Raw genomic sequence first — 16,667 nt, 5'->3', positions numbered from 1 at the left:
GCCTCGCGGTGCGAAATAGCATCCGTTAGGTCTTAGATATGCACACTCAACAAACCCACGGATTATTATGCAGCATAATAATCCGTCCTTCGACCGCGACCTGAAAACCATCGTGGCGACACCCCGAAACAGCCACGACCTCGGCAAAGTCGCTGCCCCGGCTGGACCCGCGGGTCCGCAGCACCGTACTCACCGCGGTATGTCGAGCGCGGCGATTGGATACCACCCGGAGCCATCGCGCCCGTCACGCGCCAAATGCATCGGGGGATAGTTCACCGTGTGTGATGCGTCCGGCTTGTGCTGGAGCCAATCCACCGAAGCGCGCAGCGTGTAGTGGCCGGGCGCCAATCCACCCAGGTCGATAGCCACTGTTTCGGTGGCCGACACCGGGACTGCCTCCTCACGCGAGGCACTGGGATCGTCATGAACCAGGGACTTGAGATCGATCGTCGCCGCAATGGTGCGAACGGTCGTTCCCGAGAAATCCACCAACTTGTAGCTAGGAACCCACTTCTCCGTCGCCGCTGCTGACCCGTAGTTCGTCCAGGACACCGACATGGTGGCCACCTTGTCGTTCACCGATTGCGATCCCTGCCGCGCCTCGACCGAATAGCGATAACCGGCAGCGATATTGGACTGCGCCCAGACCCGGTACAGCGCTGGATCCATCGCCACGGGCGAGTTTGTGTCCTCGAAGTCGCAATTCGACGTCATCGACACGTGGTACCTGACGACGTCATGCAGACCCTTCTCGTAGTAGGCCCGTCGATCGCCGCCTTTGGGCAACATGCACCACTCGGTGAGCACCGGCGCCGTAGCCAGTCGCGCCTTCAACTGGGCGACGACCGGGTCTTTCTCCCTGACATAGTGAGATCCCTCCAATTCGGCCCAGCCAGGCATCGGCGCTATCACGCCGATGCAATCCGAGCGGATGCCCACCGGTGCCGACAGCTTCTTCGTTACATCGTCGGCCAGCATCTGGCGCACGATCTCGGGATTGAGTGTGGTCGTGATCAGTTGCGTGCGAGGGAAGGCGTTGACGTGCGCCGCAACCAACCGGCGAATCGAGTCGGTCGTGATGCTCTGATCCCGAAACTGGCTGTAGTAACCAAGTTTCGCGACGCTCTCGTCGGGCGAGGGCCCCGGCGCGCCCAGCGTGTCGCGTAGATACGCAATGTGGTTTTCGCTGAAATCCCCGTAGCCGGAAAACTCGAAAACGCTGAGCCGTTCGTCACCGTCATACCGGCGCCCCAATGCGGCCAACAGCTGACCGAAAGCATCGAGGTACTTGGGATCGTTCCAATTCGGAACAACCTGGGTCACGCCGGGAGTCCACCAATACCTTTCCGGCCCCGGGTAGCTCGTCGTCACCGGCCGAACCCAGTCGGGCACACCAATGTTCGTGTTGTTCGGGAACACGGTGTCACAACATGAACTGTAAGAGACCACCCGCAGCGTCATTCGCATGTTGCGGGCCGCAAGTTTGTCCAGGGCTTCGTCGATCACACTGAAGTCGAATCTGCGATCGTCGGGGGCATCGGAGGGCAACGTACTCGGATCGACGGGCTGCAATTGCCGCCAGGACACCCGCAGGCTCGCGTCATAGGACCCAGGCCACGGTGGGTACGGCTGCGCGGGGTTCGCCTGCGGGAACAACGGAAGCAAGAGGTCCTCATACTGGCCGCGCAGCGGGTTGGGCACCTCTTGCACACTCAGTGGTATTGCCGGGCTGGCAATCACACTGAGGGGTTCGGAATTGCCCGATCTGCTACATCCGCTCAGGACCACCGCCACACACACCGCGGCGGCCGCCGCGCTCTTGCTCACTATTTGGACCATCGCTGCGATACTAAATCGCGCGCTGCGACAAGGCTTCACGATCGGCGAGGAAAGGCATCGGCATCCAGCGCGCCGCCAGCAATGCCTCCATCTCCGCACCGGGGACGGGTTTCGACAGCAGAAAACCTTGCGCCCGATGACAGCCATGCTGCATCAAAGTCAGTGCCGCAGTTGGCGTTTCGACGCCTTCGGCGACGATCTGCAGGCCGAAGGCCTCGGCCAGCCCGATGATGGCACGGACGATGGCCAGGTCGCCGGCGTTGGTTCCCAGGTCGCGTACGAAGCCGGCGTCGATTTTGAGCATGTCGACCGGAAGCGACTTCAGGTGGGACAGCACCGCATACCCGGTACCGAAGTCGTCGATGGCCAGCTGCACCCCGACCTCTTTGAGCTCGGCCAGGGTGTTGAACGTGGCGTCGATGTCGTGCACGACGGCGCGCTCGGTGATTTCCAGGCACACCGACGCGGCGTCGATGCCGAACTCGTCGATGGTGTCGGCGACGCTGCGCACGAAGCCCGGGGTGATGAGCTGCACGGGAGACACGTTCACGCGCAAGGTGGCGCCCAGGCCAACGCCGTTGGCCCGCCAACGGCTGAATTCCGCGCAGGCGGTACGCATCACCCAGCGGCCGAGCTCACTGGCCAGGTTGGTGGATTCGGCCACGCCGATGAATGAGTCGGGCAGCAGCATGCCCCAGATCGGATGCCGCCACCGGACCAGCGCCTCGGCGGCCACCACCGCGCCGGTCCACAGGTCGACCTCCGGCAGATAGTGCAGCAGCAGTGCCTCGCTGCCGATGTCGCCTTGCAGATGCAACTCGATGTCGTTACGGAAGGCGCTTTTCAACGACATATCGTCGGTGAAGACCGCGACCTGGTTGCCGCCCGCGCGCTTGGCGGTCAGCACCGCCTCGTCGGCGCGGCGCAGCAGTGCGGTGCAGTTGTCGCGCTCGGGCATCCCGATCGCCAGCCCGATGCTGACGGTGCGGCTGATCATGTGGCCGCCGATGGCCAGCCGCTCGCACAGCAGCCGCACCAACCGACGCGCGAACGACTCCGCGGTTTCCGGTGCCATCGACTGCGCGGGTACGACGACGAACTCGTCGCCACCCAGCCGCGCGATCATGGCCTGATCACCGGCGCACTCCTGGATACGTTCGGCGAAGACCCTGATGAACCAGTCACCGGCGGTGTGACCCAGGTAGTCGTTGATCGGCTTCAGCCGGTCGAGGTCGAGGTAGAGCACCGCGACCGGCCCCGGCTTCCCGGACGCCAGTCGATCGGACAGGTGCGCGACCAGCGCCCGGCGGTTGTACAGACCCGTCAGGTCGTCATGCTCGGCGAGGTAGCGCAGCTTCTCCTCGGCGGCGATGCGGGCCTGCAGTTGCGCGAACAGCGCGGCAACGGCCTCGAGCCGGTTGATCTCGGCCTGCTTCCAGTTGCGCGCGCCGAACCTGACGAAGCCGAGCACACCGGTGGTGACCTCACCCGACACCAGGGGCGCGGCGGCGATCGACGGTATGCGGGCCGGTGAGGTTCCGGTCAGCCGGCTCCAGCGGGACCTGGGCGCCGATAGCACTACCGGCTTGCGGTCCTGCTCGCACTCGGCGAGCAGCGAATCGCCCACCTCGAGTCGCGGCGGCCACTGCGCAACCAGCACCGATTGCCCGGACGGCTCGTCGCGGTGCCGCAAAAAGCTGCCGTCCACGTCGAACTGCTCGACCAGCTGCTCGAGAACGTTTTGACTCACCTGCGTCGCGGTGGCCGCGGTGGCCTCCATCAGCTGCGCGGCGACCGAGGTCAGGACCAGGTCCAGGCTGCGCGGCATGGGGTCCTCCGGGGTGGGCGCATGTCCCGGCCGAAAGGCCAGATTCGGCAGGTCACCGATGGTATGGGTGAGAAGACGGTATCACGGTCGAGCGCCGCTTTTTTGCTATGACCAGCGCCGACGGGCCCACCGTGGGCTGGGTCAGCCGCCGGTAGCGGCCAGGCTGGAACGCGGAATGTCAAGCGTCGCAATCGGATACGCACCGGACCCGTCGCGCCCGTCCCGGGCCAGCGCCATCGGTCCGTAGTTCACCACGTGCGAGGCGCCCGATTTGTGCTGTTGCCAGTCCACGGTGGCGCGCAGCGTGTAGTGCCCCGGCGCCAATCCGGCCAAGTCGACGTGCACCGTCTCGCTGAACGTCGTCGGCACCGCCTCCTCGCGCGACGGGCTCGAATCGTCGTGGACCAACGTCTTGAGGTTGACCGTCGCCGGCAGCGTGCGCACCACCGCACCCGAGGCGTCCACCAGCTTGTAGCCGGGTGTCCACTGCTCGGTGGTCCCCGCCGACCCGTAATTCGTCCACTCCACCGAGATCGACGCGACCTTGCCCTGAATCGACTGCGATCCCGGCCGCGCCTGCACCGAATATCGGTACCCGGCAGCAGTGTTGGCCTGGGCCCACAGCGCATACAACTTGGGGTCCATCGCCGCGGTCGAGTCCCGGTCCGGGAAGTTGGCACTCGCCGTCATCGACACGTGGTAGCGGACGACGTCGTGCAGCCCACGTTCGTAGTAGGACTTCAGGTCGGTTCCCGAGGGCAACGGGCACCATTCGGTGATCACCGGCGCCGAGGCCAGTCGCTGTTTGAGCGCGTTGACCACCGCGTCGTTGTTCCGGACGTACTGGGAGTCTCCGGATTCCGCCCAGCCCGGTAACGGCGATTGGGCGCCGAGGCAGTCGGCGCGGATGCCCACCGGGGCGGACAACCTTTTCGTCACGTCGTCGGCGAGCAGCGCTCGCACGATCTCCGGGTTCTGCGGCGCCACCACGAGTTGGGTATGCGGGAAGGCCTCGACATTGGCCGTCACCAGTCGCCGGATCGAGTCGGCACTGATGCTTTGATCGCGAAACTGGTTATAGCCGGAGAACTCGAAGACGCTGAGCCGTTCGTCGCTGTCGTACCGGCGGCCCAGCGCCGCCAGCAACCGGCCGAAAGCGTCCAGGTAGCGCGGGTCGTCCCAGTTCGGCACGACTTGGGTCGCCCCGGGATTATTCGGTACCGCCGGGTAGCTGGCCGACGCCGGCCGCATCCAGTCCGGGATCGCGATCGTCGTGTCGTGCGGGTCGGAGTTGTACGTGACGATGCGCAAGCTGAGCCGCATGTTCCGGCTGGCCAGCTTGTTGAGGGTGTCGTCGATGGCGCTGAAGTCGAACCTGCGATCGTCAGGCGAGTCCCCAGGTAGCGTTGCGGGGTCGGTGGGCTGCAATTGTCGCCACGAGATACGCACGCTGGCGTCGTAGGACGCCGGCCACGCCGGATACCGCTGCTGGGCCGGATTCCCTTGCGGGAAAAGCGGATTCAGCAGATCCTCGTACTGGCCCCGCAACGGGTTGGGGATTTCCTGGGCACTGGGCGGGATGGCGGGGCTGACTATGGCGGACAACGGACCGGGATCGCTGTGTTTGGCGCAGCCATTCAACAACAACGCTGTACACCCCACAGCGACCAAGCCGAACTTGCTGCATGTTCCCATCATCACGACCAACGCTAGATCCCGCCGTATGGCAATGCTTGGTGGGCTGGCTAGGTAGCAGCCGGCACACCGGCCATCAACTAGGCTGATGGCTCCGTTAATTCAGGCAGGAGACAACATAGTGTCTGGGGCAAGTTCGGCTAAACGCCGCCTTGCCCCTGCGGCGAAAAAGGTCGCACCTCGGTTCTTCTGGCGTCGGAAATACCGCATTTTGGAACGGCTGGGCCAGTCCCGCGCCGACCTGCGGTTGGCTCGGTCCATGTGCGATCCCAACCGGGTTTCCGTGGATGTCGGCGCCGACGTCGGCCAGTTCACAATTGCCATGTTGGCGGCCTCGCGATCGGTGATCGCGTTCGAACCACGACCGACCCAGGCCCGCGAGTTGACGGCGATGTTCCGTGCGGTGGGCGCCGCCGTCCAGGTGGAAGCTGTGGCGTTATCGGACCGGACCGGAGTTGTGTCGATGCGGGTCGTCGAGTCCGAGCCGGGCCGGAGCACTATCGACTCCGCCAACTCACTCACCGACGTCAACCACGGCAACATCCGCCACACCGACGTCCCGGTCAAAAGACTCGACGATCTCGCTTTGGATGACGTCGGCCTCATCAAGATCGACGTGGAAGGCCACGAACTAGCTGTGCTGCGTGGCGCCGCGGACACGCTGTCGCGCAATCGACCGGCAATCCTGCTCGAAGCCGAAAATCGCCACCATCCCGATGCCGTCGCCGAGGCCACCGAGTTGCTGACCGGACTCGGCTACGCGGGTTACTTCGAACTCGATGGGGATCGACGTCCGATATCGGAATTCGACCCGGCCGTGCACCAGGATCCGGCTAACGCGGGTCGGGCCGAGGATGACTGGGTGGCCCGCGGCGTCTACGTCAACAATTTCGCCTTCCTTCCCGTGGGCGTCGAGCGGTAGCGCTGGCCCCGCTTCGTGGGCCGGTGCCGGGACCGACCGAGGATGGGTCGTGATCCAGCTCACAGTCGCGCCGGGTAATGTCACGCCTGGCCGCTCTCCGGTGTCTCAAGGGCACACGCCCCGCGAGAAGAGGAGACAGCAATGACCAACAACACCCACGTCGTGGTCGTCGGCGCTGGATACGCCGGCACCTTGGCGGCCAATCGGCTGCGCCAGCGGCCCGATGTCGATATCACCGTGGTGAATCCCCGCCCCGTCTTCGTCGAACGAATTCGGCTGCACCAGCTGGTCGCCGACACCGGCGCCGCGACCGCCGACTACGCCACCCTGCTCGGCGAGGGCATCCAGCTTGTCGTCGACGCCGTCGACCGGATCGACGCCACCGCCCGTCGCCTGGTGCTGACCTCCGGCGCCGAGCTCGACTACGACTACTTGATCTACGCCGTGGGCAGCATCGGCGCGATGCCGCATTCGGTGCCGGGCGCGGCCGAGTTCGCCTATGGGATCTGCGATCTGGAAAGCGCGCAGCGACTGCATTACGCACTCACTGACCTGCCGCTGGGTGCTCCCGTCACCGTGGTGGGCGGCGGACTGACCGGCATCGAAACGGCGTCCGAACTCGCCGAACGGGGCCGCCCGGTGACGCTGGTGTGCGGCGGCCCGTTCGGGGCATCGCTGAGCAAGCGCGGCCGGCGTTCGGTGCGCAAGCAGCTGCGCGCACGCGGTGTGGTCGTGGCGGAATTCGTCACCGCCACCGAGGTGCGCTGGGACAGCGTGGTGCTCAGCGACGGCACGGTACTGCCCAGCATGGCGACGGTATGGACGGCCGGGTTCGCCGTGCCCGACCTGGCCGCTCGCAGCGGACTGCGCACCGACGAGGCCGGCCGGCTGCTCACCGACGAGGCGCTGACCTGCATCGACGACGACCGTATCGTCGCTGCCGGTGACGCGGCCGCGCCGTCGGGTCGGCCGTTGCGGATGAGCTGCCAGGCCGCTGGGCCGTTGGGCGCCCAGGCCGCCAACACCGTGCTCGCCCGCATCGCCGGCCAGGATCCCGCGCCACTCGACCAGGCGTTCGTCGGGCAGTGCATCAGCATCGGCCGCAGCGGCGGCACCCTGCAGTTCGCACACACCGACGACACTCCGGTGAACCTGGCGCTCGGCGGCCGCGTCACCGCGGCCATCAAGGAACGCATTTGCCGGGGCACGCTGTGGGCAATTCGGCGCGAGGCGGCCAAGCCCGGCTCATACTTCTGGCTCAAGGGCGGGCAGCGGCCCGCCCAGCCGGCCGACCGCCAGGTCGCGGTCCCATGATCGCGACCGGTGAGCACGCGCAACGGTTCACCCTGTTGCGCCCGTTGTTGTTCACCATTGCCTACGAGATCCTCGGCTCGGCCACCGAGGCCGACGACGTGCTGCAGGACAGCTATCTGCGGTGGGCCGACGTCGACCTGGCCAAGGTGCACGACACCAAGTCGTACCTGGCCCAGCTGGTGACCCGGCAGGCGCTGAATGCGTTACGGGCCGGCGCCCGTCGCCGCGAGGAGTATGTCGGGCCGTGGCTGCCCGAGCCGCTGCTGCTCGACGACCAGGACCCGTCAGCGGATGTTGTTCTGGCGGAATCGGTTTCGATGGCCATGCTGGTGCTGCTGGAAACGCTGAGCGCCGACGAGCGGGCAGTGTTCGTGCTGCGGGAGGTGTTCGGGTTCGACTACGCCGAGATCGCCGACGCGGTGGGCAAACCGGCGCCAACGGTGCGTCAGGTCGCTCATCGCGCTCGCGAACACGTGCGGGCGCGGCGCAAACGGTTCGGCAACGTGGACCCGCGGCGCAACGCGGAGCTCACCGCCCAGTTCCTGGCCACCGCCGCCAGCGGCGACGTGGAAACACTGATGACGATGCTGGCGCCGGACGCCACCTGGATGGCCGACAGCGGGGGCAAGGTTTCGGCCGCGCGCCGGCCCGTCGTCGGCGCCGACAAGGTCGCCCGGGCGATCGCCGGCCTGTTCCGGAAGGCCCAGGAGGAGACAGAGCTGCACGTCGAGCTCGTCAACTGCAACAACGCCCCGGCGGTGCTGCTGTACCTGCGTGGGCACCTCGAAGGCGTGATCACCGTGGAGATTGTCGAGGACAAGATCACCAACTTCTACGTGATGAGAAATCCAGACAAGCTGGCCGCGCTGGCGACCGCCCGCGACATCAGCCGCGGCTGAGCCGCGCAGGCCGTGAGGTGCGAAAGTTCGCCGTTCTGTCAAGCTAGGTCGGTGCGGATCGACCGGCTCGGCAGTCTCGGCGAGGCGCACCGCGTGCTGCGCGCGATCGGTGATGCCACCAGCCGGCTCGGTCTGCCGCCGCCCGCGGCGCTGACCGGCGAATGGTTCGGTGCGCTGGCGGTGATCGCGCCGAGTGTGGCGGTGCGGCCGGTGCCGGCCACCGACGCCTTCACGGTTCCGCTGAACACGCCACCCAGCGACGGTGCCGCGGTCGGCGGCGGCTGGGTCGGCTATCTGTCATATCCGGACGCCGGCGCCGACGGGCGGCCCCACCGGATCCCCGAGGCCGCCGGCGGCTGGACCGACTGTGTGCTGCGCCGCGATCGGGACGGCCGGTGGTGGTACGAGAGTCTGTCCGGGGCGCCGATGCCGCAGTGGCTGACGGCCGCGCTGGCCGCCACCCCCGGGCCGCCGCGCGACTTCCGGATCGAGTGGGGGGCGGCCGACCGGGCGGCCCACCGCGACGGCGTCCTTGCCTGTCTGGAGGCGATTCGCGCGGGCGAGGTCTACCAGGCCTGCGTGTGCACCCGGTTCACCGGCACGGTCCGCGGCGGCGCCTTGGACTTCTTCGTCGACGGCGTTGCGCGTACCTCGCCGGCCCGCGCCGCCTACGTCGCCGGCCCCACCGGAGCGGTCGCGTCGCTGTCTCCCGAACTATTCCTGCGCCGCCGCGGCACCCTGGTGACGTCCAGCCCGATCAAGGGGACCCTGCCGTTGGACGCCTGGCCGTCCGCGCTGCGTGCCTCCCCCAAAGAAGTGGCCGAGAACATCATGATCGTGGACCTGGTCCGCAACGACCTGGGCCGGGTCGCGGTCACCGGAACGGTCAAAGTGCCTGAGCTGCTGGTGATTCGACGGGCACCGGGTGTGTGGCATTTGGTGTCGACGGTTTCGGCGCAGGTTCCCGTCGAGCTGCCCACTGCCGCACTGCTGGACGCCGCCTTCCCGCCGGCCTCGGTCACCGGAACACCCAAACACCGTGCCCGCCAACTCATTTCGCAATGGGAACAGCACCGCCGCGGAATCTACTGCGGCACAATTGGATTGGCGTCGCCGATAGCGGGATGCGAGCTGAACGTCGCGATCCGGACCGTGGAGTTCGACGCAGCCGGCGGCGCGGTGCTGGGGGTGGGCGGCGGCATCACCGCCGATTCCGATCCCGACGCCGAATGGCAGGAATGCCTGCACAAGGCCGCCCCGGTCGTCGCGGCGCCGCGTACCGCGGCCGCCGCCGGCGTAGGTTAGTCCCGCATTAGTCCCGGCGCTCTTTGAGCACCGCGTCGTACAGGTCGCGAGATCGCACCGCGGGGTGCGCCGCGGCCACCCGGGTGCAGGCGTCCTTGACGCGGGCGCCCGCCGCGATCAGCTCGTGCACCTGGGCCACCAGCGATGGCAGGTCGGCGGCCGGGCGCGCGCCGGCCAGCACCACGGTGATTTCGCCCAGCACGCCGTCGGCCGCCCAGGCGGCTAATTCCGCCAACGAACCGCGCAGCACTTCCTCATGCACCTTGGTCAGCTCCCGGCAGACCGCGGCGGCCCGCTCACCGCCGAGCTGATCGACGGCGTCGTCCAGACACGCGGCCAGCCGGCGCGGCGACTCGAAGAACACGCAGGTGCGCCGCTCGTCGGCCAATGCGGCGAGCCACGTCTTGCGGGCCGAGCTTTTGCGCGGGGCGAAGCCCTCGAAGCAGAACTTCTCCGACGGCAGACCGGACACGGCCAGCGCGGTGGTCACCGCCGACGGTCCGGGTAGACACGTCACCGGCACCCCGGCTTCGATGCACGCGGCGACCAGCCGGTAGCCGGGGTCGCTGATCAGCGGCATCCCGGCGTCGCTAACGAGCAGCACCGTCGCCCCGGCCTTCAGGGCAGCGATCAGGGACTCCACCCGCGCGGCCTCGACTTGGTCGAACAAGCTGACCACCCGGCCCGTGATCGTCACCGCTAGGGATTTGGCCAACGTGCGCACGCGCCGGGTGTCCTCGGCCGCCACCACATTGGCCTCGCCGAGCGCCTTGATCAGCCGCGGGGAGGCATCCGACGGCTGGCCCAACGGCGTTGCGCCGAGCAATAGGCGGCCATAAGACATGACGGACAGCCTACGATCGACGTGATGACTGCCCCGCCCAGCGAAGCCTCCGCGACCGTGGAGGGTGCCGTCGCGGAGCGGGTCGTCCCCACCGTCAGCCCCGGCCCGCTGGTGCCAGTAGCGGACTTCGGGCCGCTCGATCACGTCCGCGGCTGGGTGGTCACCGGCATCATCACCCTGCTGGCGACGGTGACCCGCTTCGTCAATCTGGGCTCGCCGACCGATGCGGGCACCCCCATCTTCGACGAGAAGCACTACGCACCACAGGCCTGGCAGGTGCTCAACAACCACGGGGTCGAGGACAACCCTGGGTTCGGGTTGGTGGTCCACCCGCCGGTCGGCAAGCAACTGATCGCCCTCGGCGAGGCGATCTTCGGCTACGACGGGGTGGGCTGGCGATTCACCGGCGCGCTGCTGGGCGTGGTGATGGTGACGCTGGTGATGCGGATCGTGCGCCGCATCAGCCGCTCGACGCTGGTGGGTGCGATCGCTGGCGTGTTGTGCATCTGCGACGGGGTCAGCTTCGTCGCCGCCCGCACGGCGCTGCTCGACGGAATCCTGACCTTCTTCGTGGTGGCCGCGTTCGGCGCGCTGATCGTCGACCGCGACGATGTGCGGCGGCGAATGCATATCGCGCTGCTGGAAGGCCGCAGCGCGGACACCGTGTGGGGCCCCCGGCTGGGGGTGCGCTGGTGGCGTTTCTTGGCCGGCGTGCTGCTCGGATTGGCTTGCGGGACAAAGTGGTCCGGCCTGTACTTCGTGGTGTTCTTTGGGGCGATGTCGCTAGCGTTCGATGTCGCGGCACGCCGGCAGTACCAGGTGAGCAGGCCGTGGTTGGGCACGCTGCGCCGCGACCTGATCCCGACGGCCTACGCCATCGGGGTCATCCCGATCGCGGTGTACCTGGCCAGCTATGCGCCGTGGTTTGCGTCGGAGACGGCGATCGACCGGCACGAGGTGGGTCAGACGATCGGGCCGAAATCCGTGCTGCCGGTCCCCGACGCCCTGCGCTCGCTGTGGCATTACAGCGCCAAGGCCCTGGAATTTCATGCCGGGCTGACCAATGCCGCCGGCAACCACCACCCGTGGGAATCCAAGCCGTGGAGCTGGCCGATGTCGTTGCGGCCGGTGCTGTATGCCATCGATCAGCAGAATGTCGGCGGGTGCGGCGCCCAGTCCTGCGTCAAGGCCGAGATGCTGGTCGGCACGCCCGCGATGTGGTGGCTGGCAGTGCCGGTGCTGCTGTATGCGCTGTGGCGAGCGGTGGTCCGACGGGACTGGCGCTACGCCGTGGTCCTGGTCGGCTACTGCGCGGGGTGGCTGCCGTGGTTCGCCGACATCGACCGGCAAATGTACTTCTTCTACGCGGCGACCATGGCTCCGTTTTTGGTCATGGCCATCGCGCTGATTTGCGGCGACATTCTCTTCCGCCCGAACCAATCGGCGGAGCGCCGGACGCTGGGACTGATCGTCGTGAGTTGCTATGTGGCGCTGGTCGTGACGAACTTCGCCTGGCTCTTCCCGATACTGACCGGGCTGCCGATCTCGCAGCAGACCTGGGACATGGAGATCTGGCTGCCCAGTTGGCGCTGAGTCCTTCCGACTCGCCTTGCCGCGAGGCTGCAACTAGCGACGGCGGTACTCGAGAAACGTGTTGCCAGTGACAGTTTCACGGATAGCCGCGACGAGCTACAGCGAGTCGCGGGCGACGGGGCAGGACATGCACCGCGGGCCGCCGCGGCCGGTGCCCAATTCGGACCCCGCGATGGTCAATACCTCGATGCCCGCGTCCCGCAGCCGGGCATTGGTCTGTACGTTGCGCTCGTAGGCCACCACGACGCCGGGGGCCAACGCCAGCGTGTTGTTGCCGTCGTCCCACTGCTCGCGTTCGGCGACCAGGGGATCCAGTCCGGTGTCAATCACGCGCAGCTTGTCGATGCCCATCGCCCTGGCGGCGGCCTCGAGGAAGGGAGCCTCGTCGCTGATGTTCACTCCGTCCTGGCCGCGCTGGAGGGTGAATGCCGAGAGGTTGTCGACGACGTTCGCGTACATCACCACGGTGTCGGTGTCGACCATCGTGCACACCGTGTCCAGGTGCATCTGAGCACGGCGTTGCGCGATAGGCACCGCGAGCACCGTGTGGGCCAGATCATCGTCGAACAGGCTGCGCGCCAACGCTTCCGCCCCGGCCGGGGTGGTCCGCTCCCCCACTCCGACCGCGATCACGCCGGGAGCGAGCAGCAACACGTCGCCGCCCTCGACGGGAGCGGTGCGCGACTCGTAGGCCCGTCGCACCCCGGTAAATCGCGGATGATGGGCATAGATCAGGTCGGTCAACGACGCCTCGCGAACCCGGGCCCGCAACGCCAGCGACGGGATCACCACCCGCGGCCCGATCCAGATCGACGAGTCCCGGGTGAACACCAGGTTGGGCAGCGGCTCGATGACGAAGTCGCCGCCGTGATGCATCCGCAGCACCAGCGACACGTCAGTCCGGGTGTCGGGCGGCAGCTCGTTGAACGTCATGCCGGCCATCAGCACATGCGCCAGCGTCGCCGGCTCCAGGCCGCGCAGGTAGGCCGACAGACTCTGGGCCAGCAGCACCCCGAGCCGGCGTGCGTCGACGGCAGCGGCCACGCCCTGCATCCGGGCCGCGCCGCTGTGCTGCAGCGCCTCGGTCAGCAGATCGGCGAGCAGCAGCACCTCCACGCCGTGGGACCGCAACAGGTCGGAGAACTGGTCGTGCTCCTCCTGAGCGCGAGCCACCCAGGGCAATCCGTCGAACAGCAGCTGGTCGTTGTTGCGCGGGTTGAGTCGCCGCAGCTCGGCGCCGGGCCGGTGCAGGATCGCCACCCGAAGCGTGCCTACCTCGGACTTGGTGCTCAGTTCAGTGACACCCACGGTTTAAACCGTAGCCGCGGCGATCGCGGTCGTCGCGTCACGCGCGAGGCTGCCTGGTGGGCCGGGCGAGTCCCGGTTGATCGAACGGATGTGCGATAGACTTCGACGGGTGGGCACCCAGGTCTCAGGGCTACAGGGCTCGCTATTCGAGCACACCGAGCGGCGCCAGCTCGGGGACGGCGCCTTCATCGAAGTCCGCGCCGGCTGGCTCAGTGACGACCCGCGCGGCGCGCAGGAGCTGTTCGACGCGCTGCTGAGCAGCATTCCGTGGCGCGCCGAGCGCCGCCAGATGTACGAGCGGGTGGTCGACGTGCCGCGGCTGGTGTGCTTCTACGACCTGGCCGTCGAGGAGCCACCCCATCCCCTGCTGGCGCGGATGCGGCGGCGACTCAACGACATCTACGCGGGTGAGCTCGGCGAGCCGTTCACCACGATCGGCCTGTGTTGCTATCGCGACGGCTCCGACAGCGTCGCCTGGCACGGCGACACGATCGGCCGCAGCAGCGCCGAGGACACCATGGTGGCGATCGTCAGCCTGGGCGCCACCCGGATGTTTGCGATGCGCCCGCGCGGGGGCGGCCCGTCGCTGCGGTTGCCGCAGGCGCACGGCGACCTGCTGGTGATGGGCGGTTCGTGCCAGCGGACCTGGGAGCACGCCGTCCCGAAGACGAGGGCGCACAAAGGCCCGCGGGTCAGCATCCAGTTCCGGCCGCGCGACGTGCGCTGAGCGTCTCAGGTGCGGATCGCCGCGACCGCTTTTACCAGCAGGTCGCGGGCGCGCTCGGTGTCCACTTTGGCGATGGGCTGGTCGGGCACGACGAGCGGGTTGGCGATCACGATCACCTGGTAGTCGCCGAATTGCGCGGAGTAGTCGTAGAGCTCGCCGGTGCGGGTGCCGCCGGCCAACACCGCCTGCAGGACGCGGTGCACGCCCAGGGTCCGGGTGCCGTCGATGCGGGGCGCGTCGATGGTTTCCAGGCCGCCGCGCACCCCGGTCCCCGCGAACGCAACCTTGGTGCAGTCCTTGCCCGGGTCGCTGGCCGGCAGCGGCTTGGACGTTTCCACCGCGATGACCACGTAGCGGTTTCCGTTGCCCTCGGCCGACACCGCGGCCATGTTGCCCTGCACGTCCGACGGCATGTCGGGGCCGGATGCCAACTTCGCGCAGTCGGCCGGATCGAATTTCAGCCCGTCGGGCAGCTTTCGTGCCGACAACAGCTTGGGGTCGATCGCCCGTTCCGAGACGTCGGTGACCTTGAACTCGGGCCCGAAGCTCGACTTCACCTGGACGACCTTGGCGATGTCGGCGTTCGGCGCGGCGTTGTCGTTCGATGAACAGCCGGCGAGCACGCACGCCGTCGCGAGCACGCATACCAGCCTGGACACCGTGGCTAATCTACCCAACGCGCGACGTTCAGCCGCGCAACGTCGACACCGTTTTGACCAGCAAGTCGGCGGCGAATTGCGGTGCCAGCGCAGGCAACGCCGACCCGGGATCGGTGGTCAGCGTGGTGAACGCGTAGTAGCCGTCCAGGTAGGCGATGAATGTATATGCCCGCGAGTCGATTTCGGTGCCCGATTCGACCGCGGATTTGACATCGACGGCCATACCGACGGTGTCGGCGCCGTCGATGCGCGGCGGGTCGATGAGCTTGACGTGGGCGGTGGCGTGCTTGGCGGTCAGGGACCACTGGGCGCAGCTGTCGACGACGCCGCGGTCCAGCCCGACATCCGGCAAAGTCACCACGATCACATTGATGATGCCGCCCTGGCCCGAGGCGGACAGTCCCTGCGCGGTTTGCTCGCGACCCAGGCCGGGGTCGGCAAGCGCGGCGCACGACGCGGGCCGAGACGTCGCGTCCGGATCGAGACCCCAGCTCTGACGCGGCGAGGCGGTGCCCGGAATATCGCTGGTGACTTCGTAATTGGGTGGTAGGTCGCGAACGACTCGCTTGATGTTGGCGGGGTTGACGACGCTTGCGCGCGCCGATGTAGACGACGGCGCGACCGACGGCCGACGCGGCGACGGGTGGCCGCATCCGGCCGTCAGCACCGTGACCGCAACGGCAATGCAGAGCCAGCGCATGGCCCTTGGTATCACGAGACGACGGCTCAGCCGAGCGCCTCGATCACCTGGCGGGCGACGCGTCGGATCTTGTCGGCCAGGTCGCGTTTGATGTGCAGGTCGCGCCCGCGTGGGACGTCGATGATGGTAGTGATGACGCCGATATCCTCGCGCTGCCAGACCGCGCCGTGGCGGTCCATGATCGTGCGCATCGGCAGGTTATCGGAAAGCATTCGCGCGGTGAATCTTTCGACTCCGTCGACCTCTGCGGCGATCGACAGTGCGCCGATGAGAAAGCTGCCGACGCCCCGGCCCTGGTAGGCGTCGGCGACCGTGAACGCGATCTCGGCGACGGTCGGATCGTGTTCGTCGCGGACAAACCGGGCGTCGGCCACGGGATCGCTGCCGTCGGTGACGACCCAGACGAAGTGGTCGACGTAGTCGACCTCGGACAGGTAGTGCATCAAGGCCGGGGACGGTATCCGGGCGGTCATGAACCGCCGATACAGCGTCTCGCTGGAGAAATGGATGTGCCCGTGCACCGTCCGTTGGTCGTCGCCGGGCAGTACCGGGCGCAGCAGCAGGCGCGTCCCGTCGCGCATTTGGATCGGAATGGGCGTAACGAACTCGGCCAAGCGCTGGCGGACCGTGCGCAGCAGCCGGGGCATGATGCCCGGGATGTGCACCAGCCTGGTGAAGGCGTCGTTATCACCGATCCACCCGATCAGCGGTTCGGCCGTGATGACGGTCGCGATGCGACGGCTTTCCCGGAGCAGGGCGATCTCTCCGATGATCGTGCCGGCGGCGGCCTCGCCCACCGAGACGGTGCCGTCGGCGCCGACGTGTCTGATCTCGGCGGTGCCCGAGGAGATGAGCAGAAACGAGACGGCCCGCTCGCCCTGCTGCATCAAAACCTGGCCGGCCGCCGCTCGCAGCGGCTGCAGGCAGGCGGCCAATGGCTCCAAGTCATCGATGGAGCATCCTTCGAAGATGTCCATCGCGGCGAGTTCTTCCGCCCGCGCACCGATCAGTTCGGCCACGGCGGCCCATCTTGC

The 16,667-nt window shown here is 67.6% G+C and carries 14 protein-coding genes; 6 read left to right on the top strand and 8 right to left on the bottom strand.

Annotated elements, in window-relative coordinates; translation table 11 throughout:
- Nucleotides 1-189 precede the first annotated feature (189 nt).
- The 3 genes from G6N33_RS17955 to G6N33_RS17945 form a co-directional block, all read right to left on the bottom strand.
- The gene (locus G6N33_RS17955; RefSeq protein WP_232069437.1) at nt 190-1,839 is read right to left on the bottom strand and encodes a hypothetical protein; all 1,650 of its coding nucleotides are present in this window, start codon (nt 1,837-1,839) and stop codon (nt 190-192) included.
- Nucleotides 1,840-1,849: 10 nt separating this feature from the next.
- A complete protein-coding gene (locus G6N33_RS17950) occupies nt 1,850-3,667 on the bottom strand; it encodes a putative bifunctional diguanylate cyclase/phosphodiesterase (protein WP_101528110.1) in 1,818 nt (605 codons plus the stop codon).
- Nucleotides 3,668-3,808: 141 nt separating this feature from the next.
- Complete coding sequence (locus tag G6N33_RS17945; protein ID WP_044507818.1) at nt 3,809-5,365, bottom strand: copper resistance CopC family protein; 1,557 nt, start codon at nt 5,363-5,365, stop codon at nt 3,809-3,811.
- Between the two features lie 118 nt (nt 5,366-5,483).
- On the opposite strand from G6N33_RS17945, the gene G6N33_RS17940 reads away from it, so the two are divergent.
- The 4 genes from G6N33_RS17940 to G6N33_RS17925 all read left to right on the top strand — a co-directional run bounded on the left by G6N33_RS17940 (nt 5,484) and on the right by G6N33_RS17925 (nt 9,802).
- On the top strand, nt 5,484-6,284 hold the full coding sequence (locus tag G6N33_RS17940; protein ID WP_044507819.1) for an FkbM family methyltransferase: 801 nt from the start codon (nt 5,484-5,486) through the stop codon (nt 6,282-6,284).
- Nucleotides 6,285-6,425: 141 nt separating this feature from the next.
- Nucleotides 6,426-7,598, top strand: a complete 1,173-nt coding sequence (locus G6N33_RS17935) for an NAD(P)/FAD-dependent oxidoreductase (RefSeq protein WP_044507820.1) — start codon at nt 6,426-6,428, stop codon at nt 7,596-7,598.
- Nucleotides 7,595-8,497, top strand: a complete 903-nt coding sequence (locus G6N33_RS17930) for an RNA polymerase sigma-70 factor (protein WP_044507822.1) — start codon at nt 7,595-7,597, stop codon at nt 8,495-8,497. Before G6N33_RS17935 ends, G6N33_RS17930 begins: the two co-directional genes overlap by 4 nt.
- A 51-nt stretch (nt 8,498-8,548) precedes the next feature.
- Nucleotides 8,549-9,802 (top strand): aminodeoxychorismate synthase component I, encoded by a 1,254-nt coding sequence (locus tag G6N33_RS17925; protein WP_044507824.1) that lies wholly within the window; start codon nt 8,549-8,551, stop codon nt 9,800-9,802.
- Between the two features lie 7 nt (nt 9,803-9,809).
- Here the strand turns inward: G6N33_RS17925 and rsmI are convergent, their stop codons facing one another.
- Nucleotides 9,810-10,646 carry a 16S rRNA (cytidine(1402)-2'-O)-methyltransferase gene (rsmI, locus tag G6N33_RS17920; protein WP_044507827.1) on the bottom strand — a complete coding sequence of 279 codons (837 nt, stop codon included), beginning with the start codon at nt 10,644-10,646 and terminating at the stop codon, nt 9,810-9,812.
- A 24-nt stretch (nt 10,647-10,670) separates the two neighbouring features.
- On the opposite strand from rsmI, the gene G6N33_RS17915 reads away from it, so the two are divergent.
- Nucleotides 10,671-12,239: a dolichyl-phosphate-mannose--protein mannosyltransferase gene (locus G6N33_RS17915; protein WP_044507829.1), complete on the top strand. Its 1,569-nt coding sequence runs from the start codon at nt 10,671-10,673 to the stop codon at nt 12,237-12,239.
- Nucleotides 12,240-12,335: 96 nt separating this feature from the next.
- Here G6N33_RS17915 and arcA read toward each other — a convergent pair whose 3' ends face one another.
- Nucleotides 12,336-13,547, bottom strand: coding sequence for an arginine deiminase (arcA, locus tag G6N33_RS17910; protein WP_044507831.1), 1,212 nt, complete (start codon nt 13,545-13,547; stop codon nt 12,336-12,338).
- Between the two features lie 109 nt (nt 13,548-13,656).
- Here arcA and G6N33_RS17905 point away from each other — a divergent pair, with 109 nt between their 5' ends.
- On the top strand, nt 13,657-14,274 hold the full coding sequence (locus tag G6N33_RS17905) for an alpha-ketoglutarate-dependent dioxygenase AlkB (RefSeq protein WP_232069436.1): 618 nt from the start codon (nt 13,657-13,659) through the stop codon (nt 14,272-14,274).
- Between the two features lie 5 nt (nt 14,275-14,279).
- Here G6N33_RS17905 and G6N33_RS17900 read toward each other — a convergent pair whose 3' ends face one another.
- From G6N33_RS17900 to G6N33_RS17890, 3 genes are read right to left on the bottom strand one after another with little or no spacing between them, the layout of a single operon-like run.
- A complete protein-coding gene (locus G6N33_RS17900; protein ID WP_044507833.1) occupies nt 14,280-14,933 on the bottom strand; it encodes a DUF5642 family protein in 654 nt (217 codons plus the stop codon).
- 28 nt (nt 14,934-14,961) lie between these two features.
- On the bottom strand, nt 14,962-15,633 hold the full coding sequence (locus G6N33_RS17895; RefSeq protein ID WP_044507835.1) for a DUF5642 family protein: 672 nt from the start codon (nt 15,631-15,633) through the stop codon (nt 14,962-14,964).
- Between the two features lie 26 nt (nt 15,634-15,659).
- Entirely contained in the window at nt 15,660-16,652 is a 993-nt protein-coding gene (locus G6N33_RS17890) for a GNAT family N-acetyltransferase (protein WP_044507836.1), read from the bottom strand.
- Nucleotides 16,653-16,667 lie beyond the last annotated feature (15 nt).

It is taken from the genome of Mycobacterium simiae (assembly GCF_010727605.1).
Lineage (GTDB): Bacteria > Actinomycetota > Actinomycetes > Mycobacteriales > Mycobacteriaceae > Mycobacterium > Mycobacterium simiae.
The sequence above is the reverse complement of the archived record's forward strand: the minus strand, read 5'-3'. Positions and strand labels throughout refer to the sequence as shown.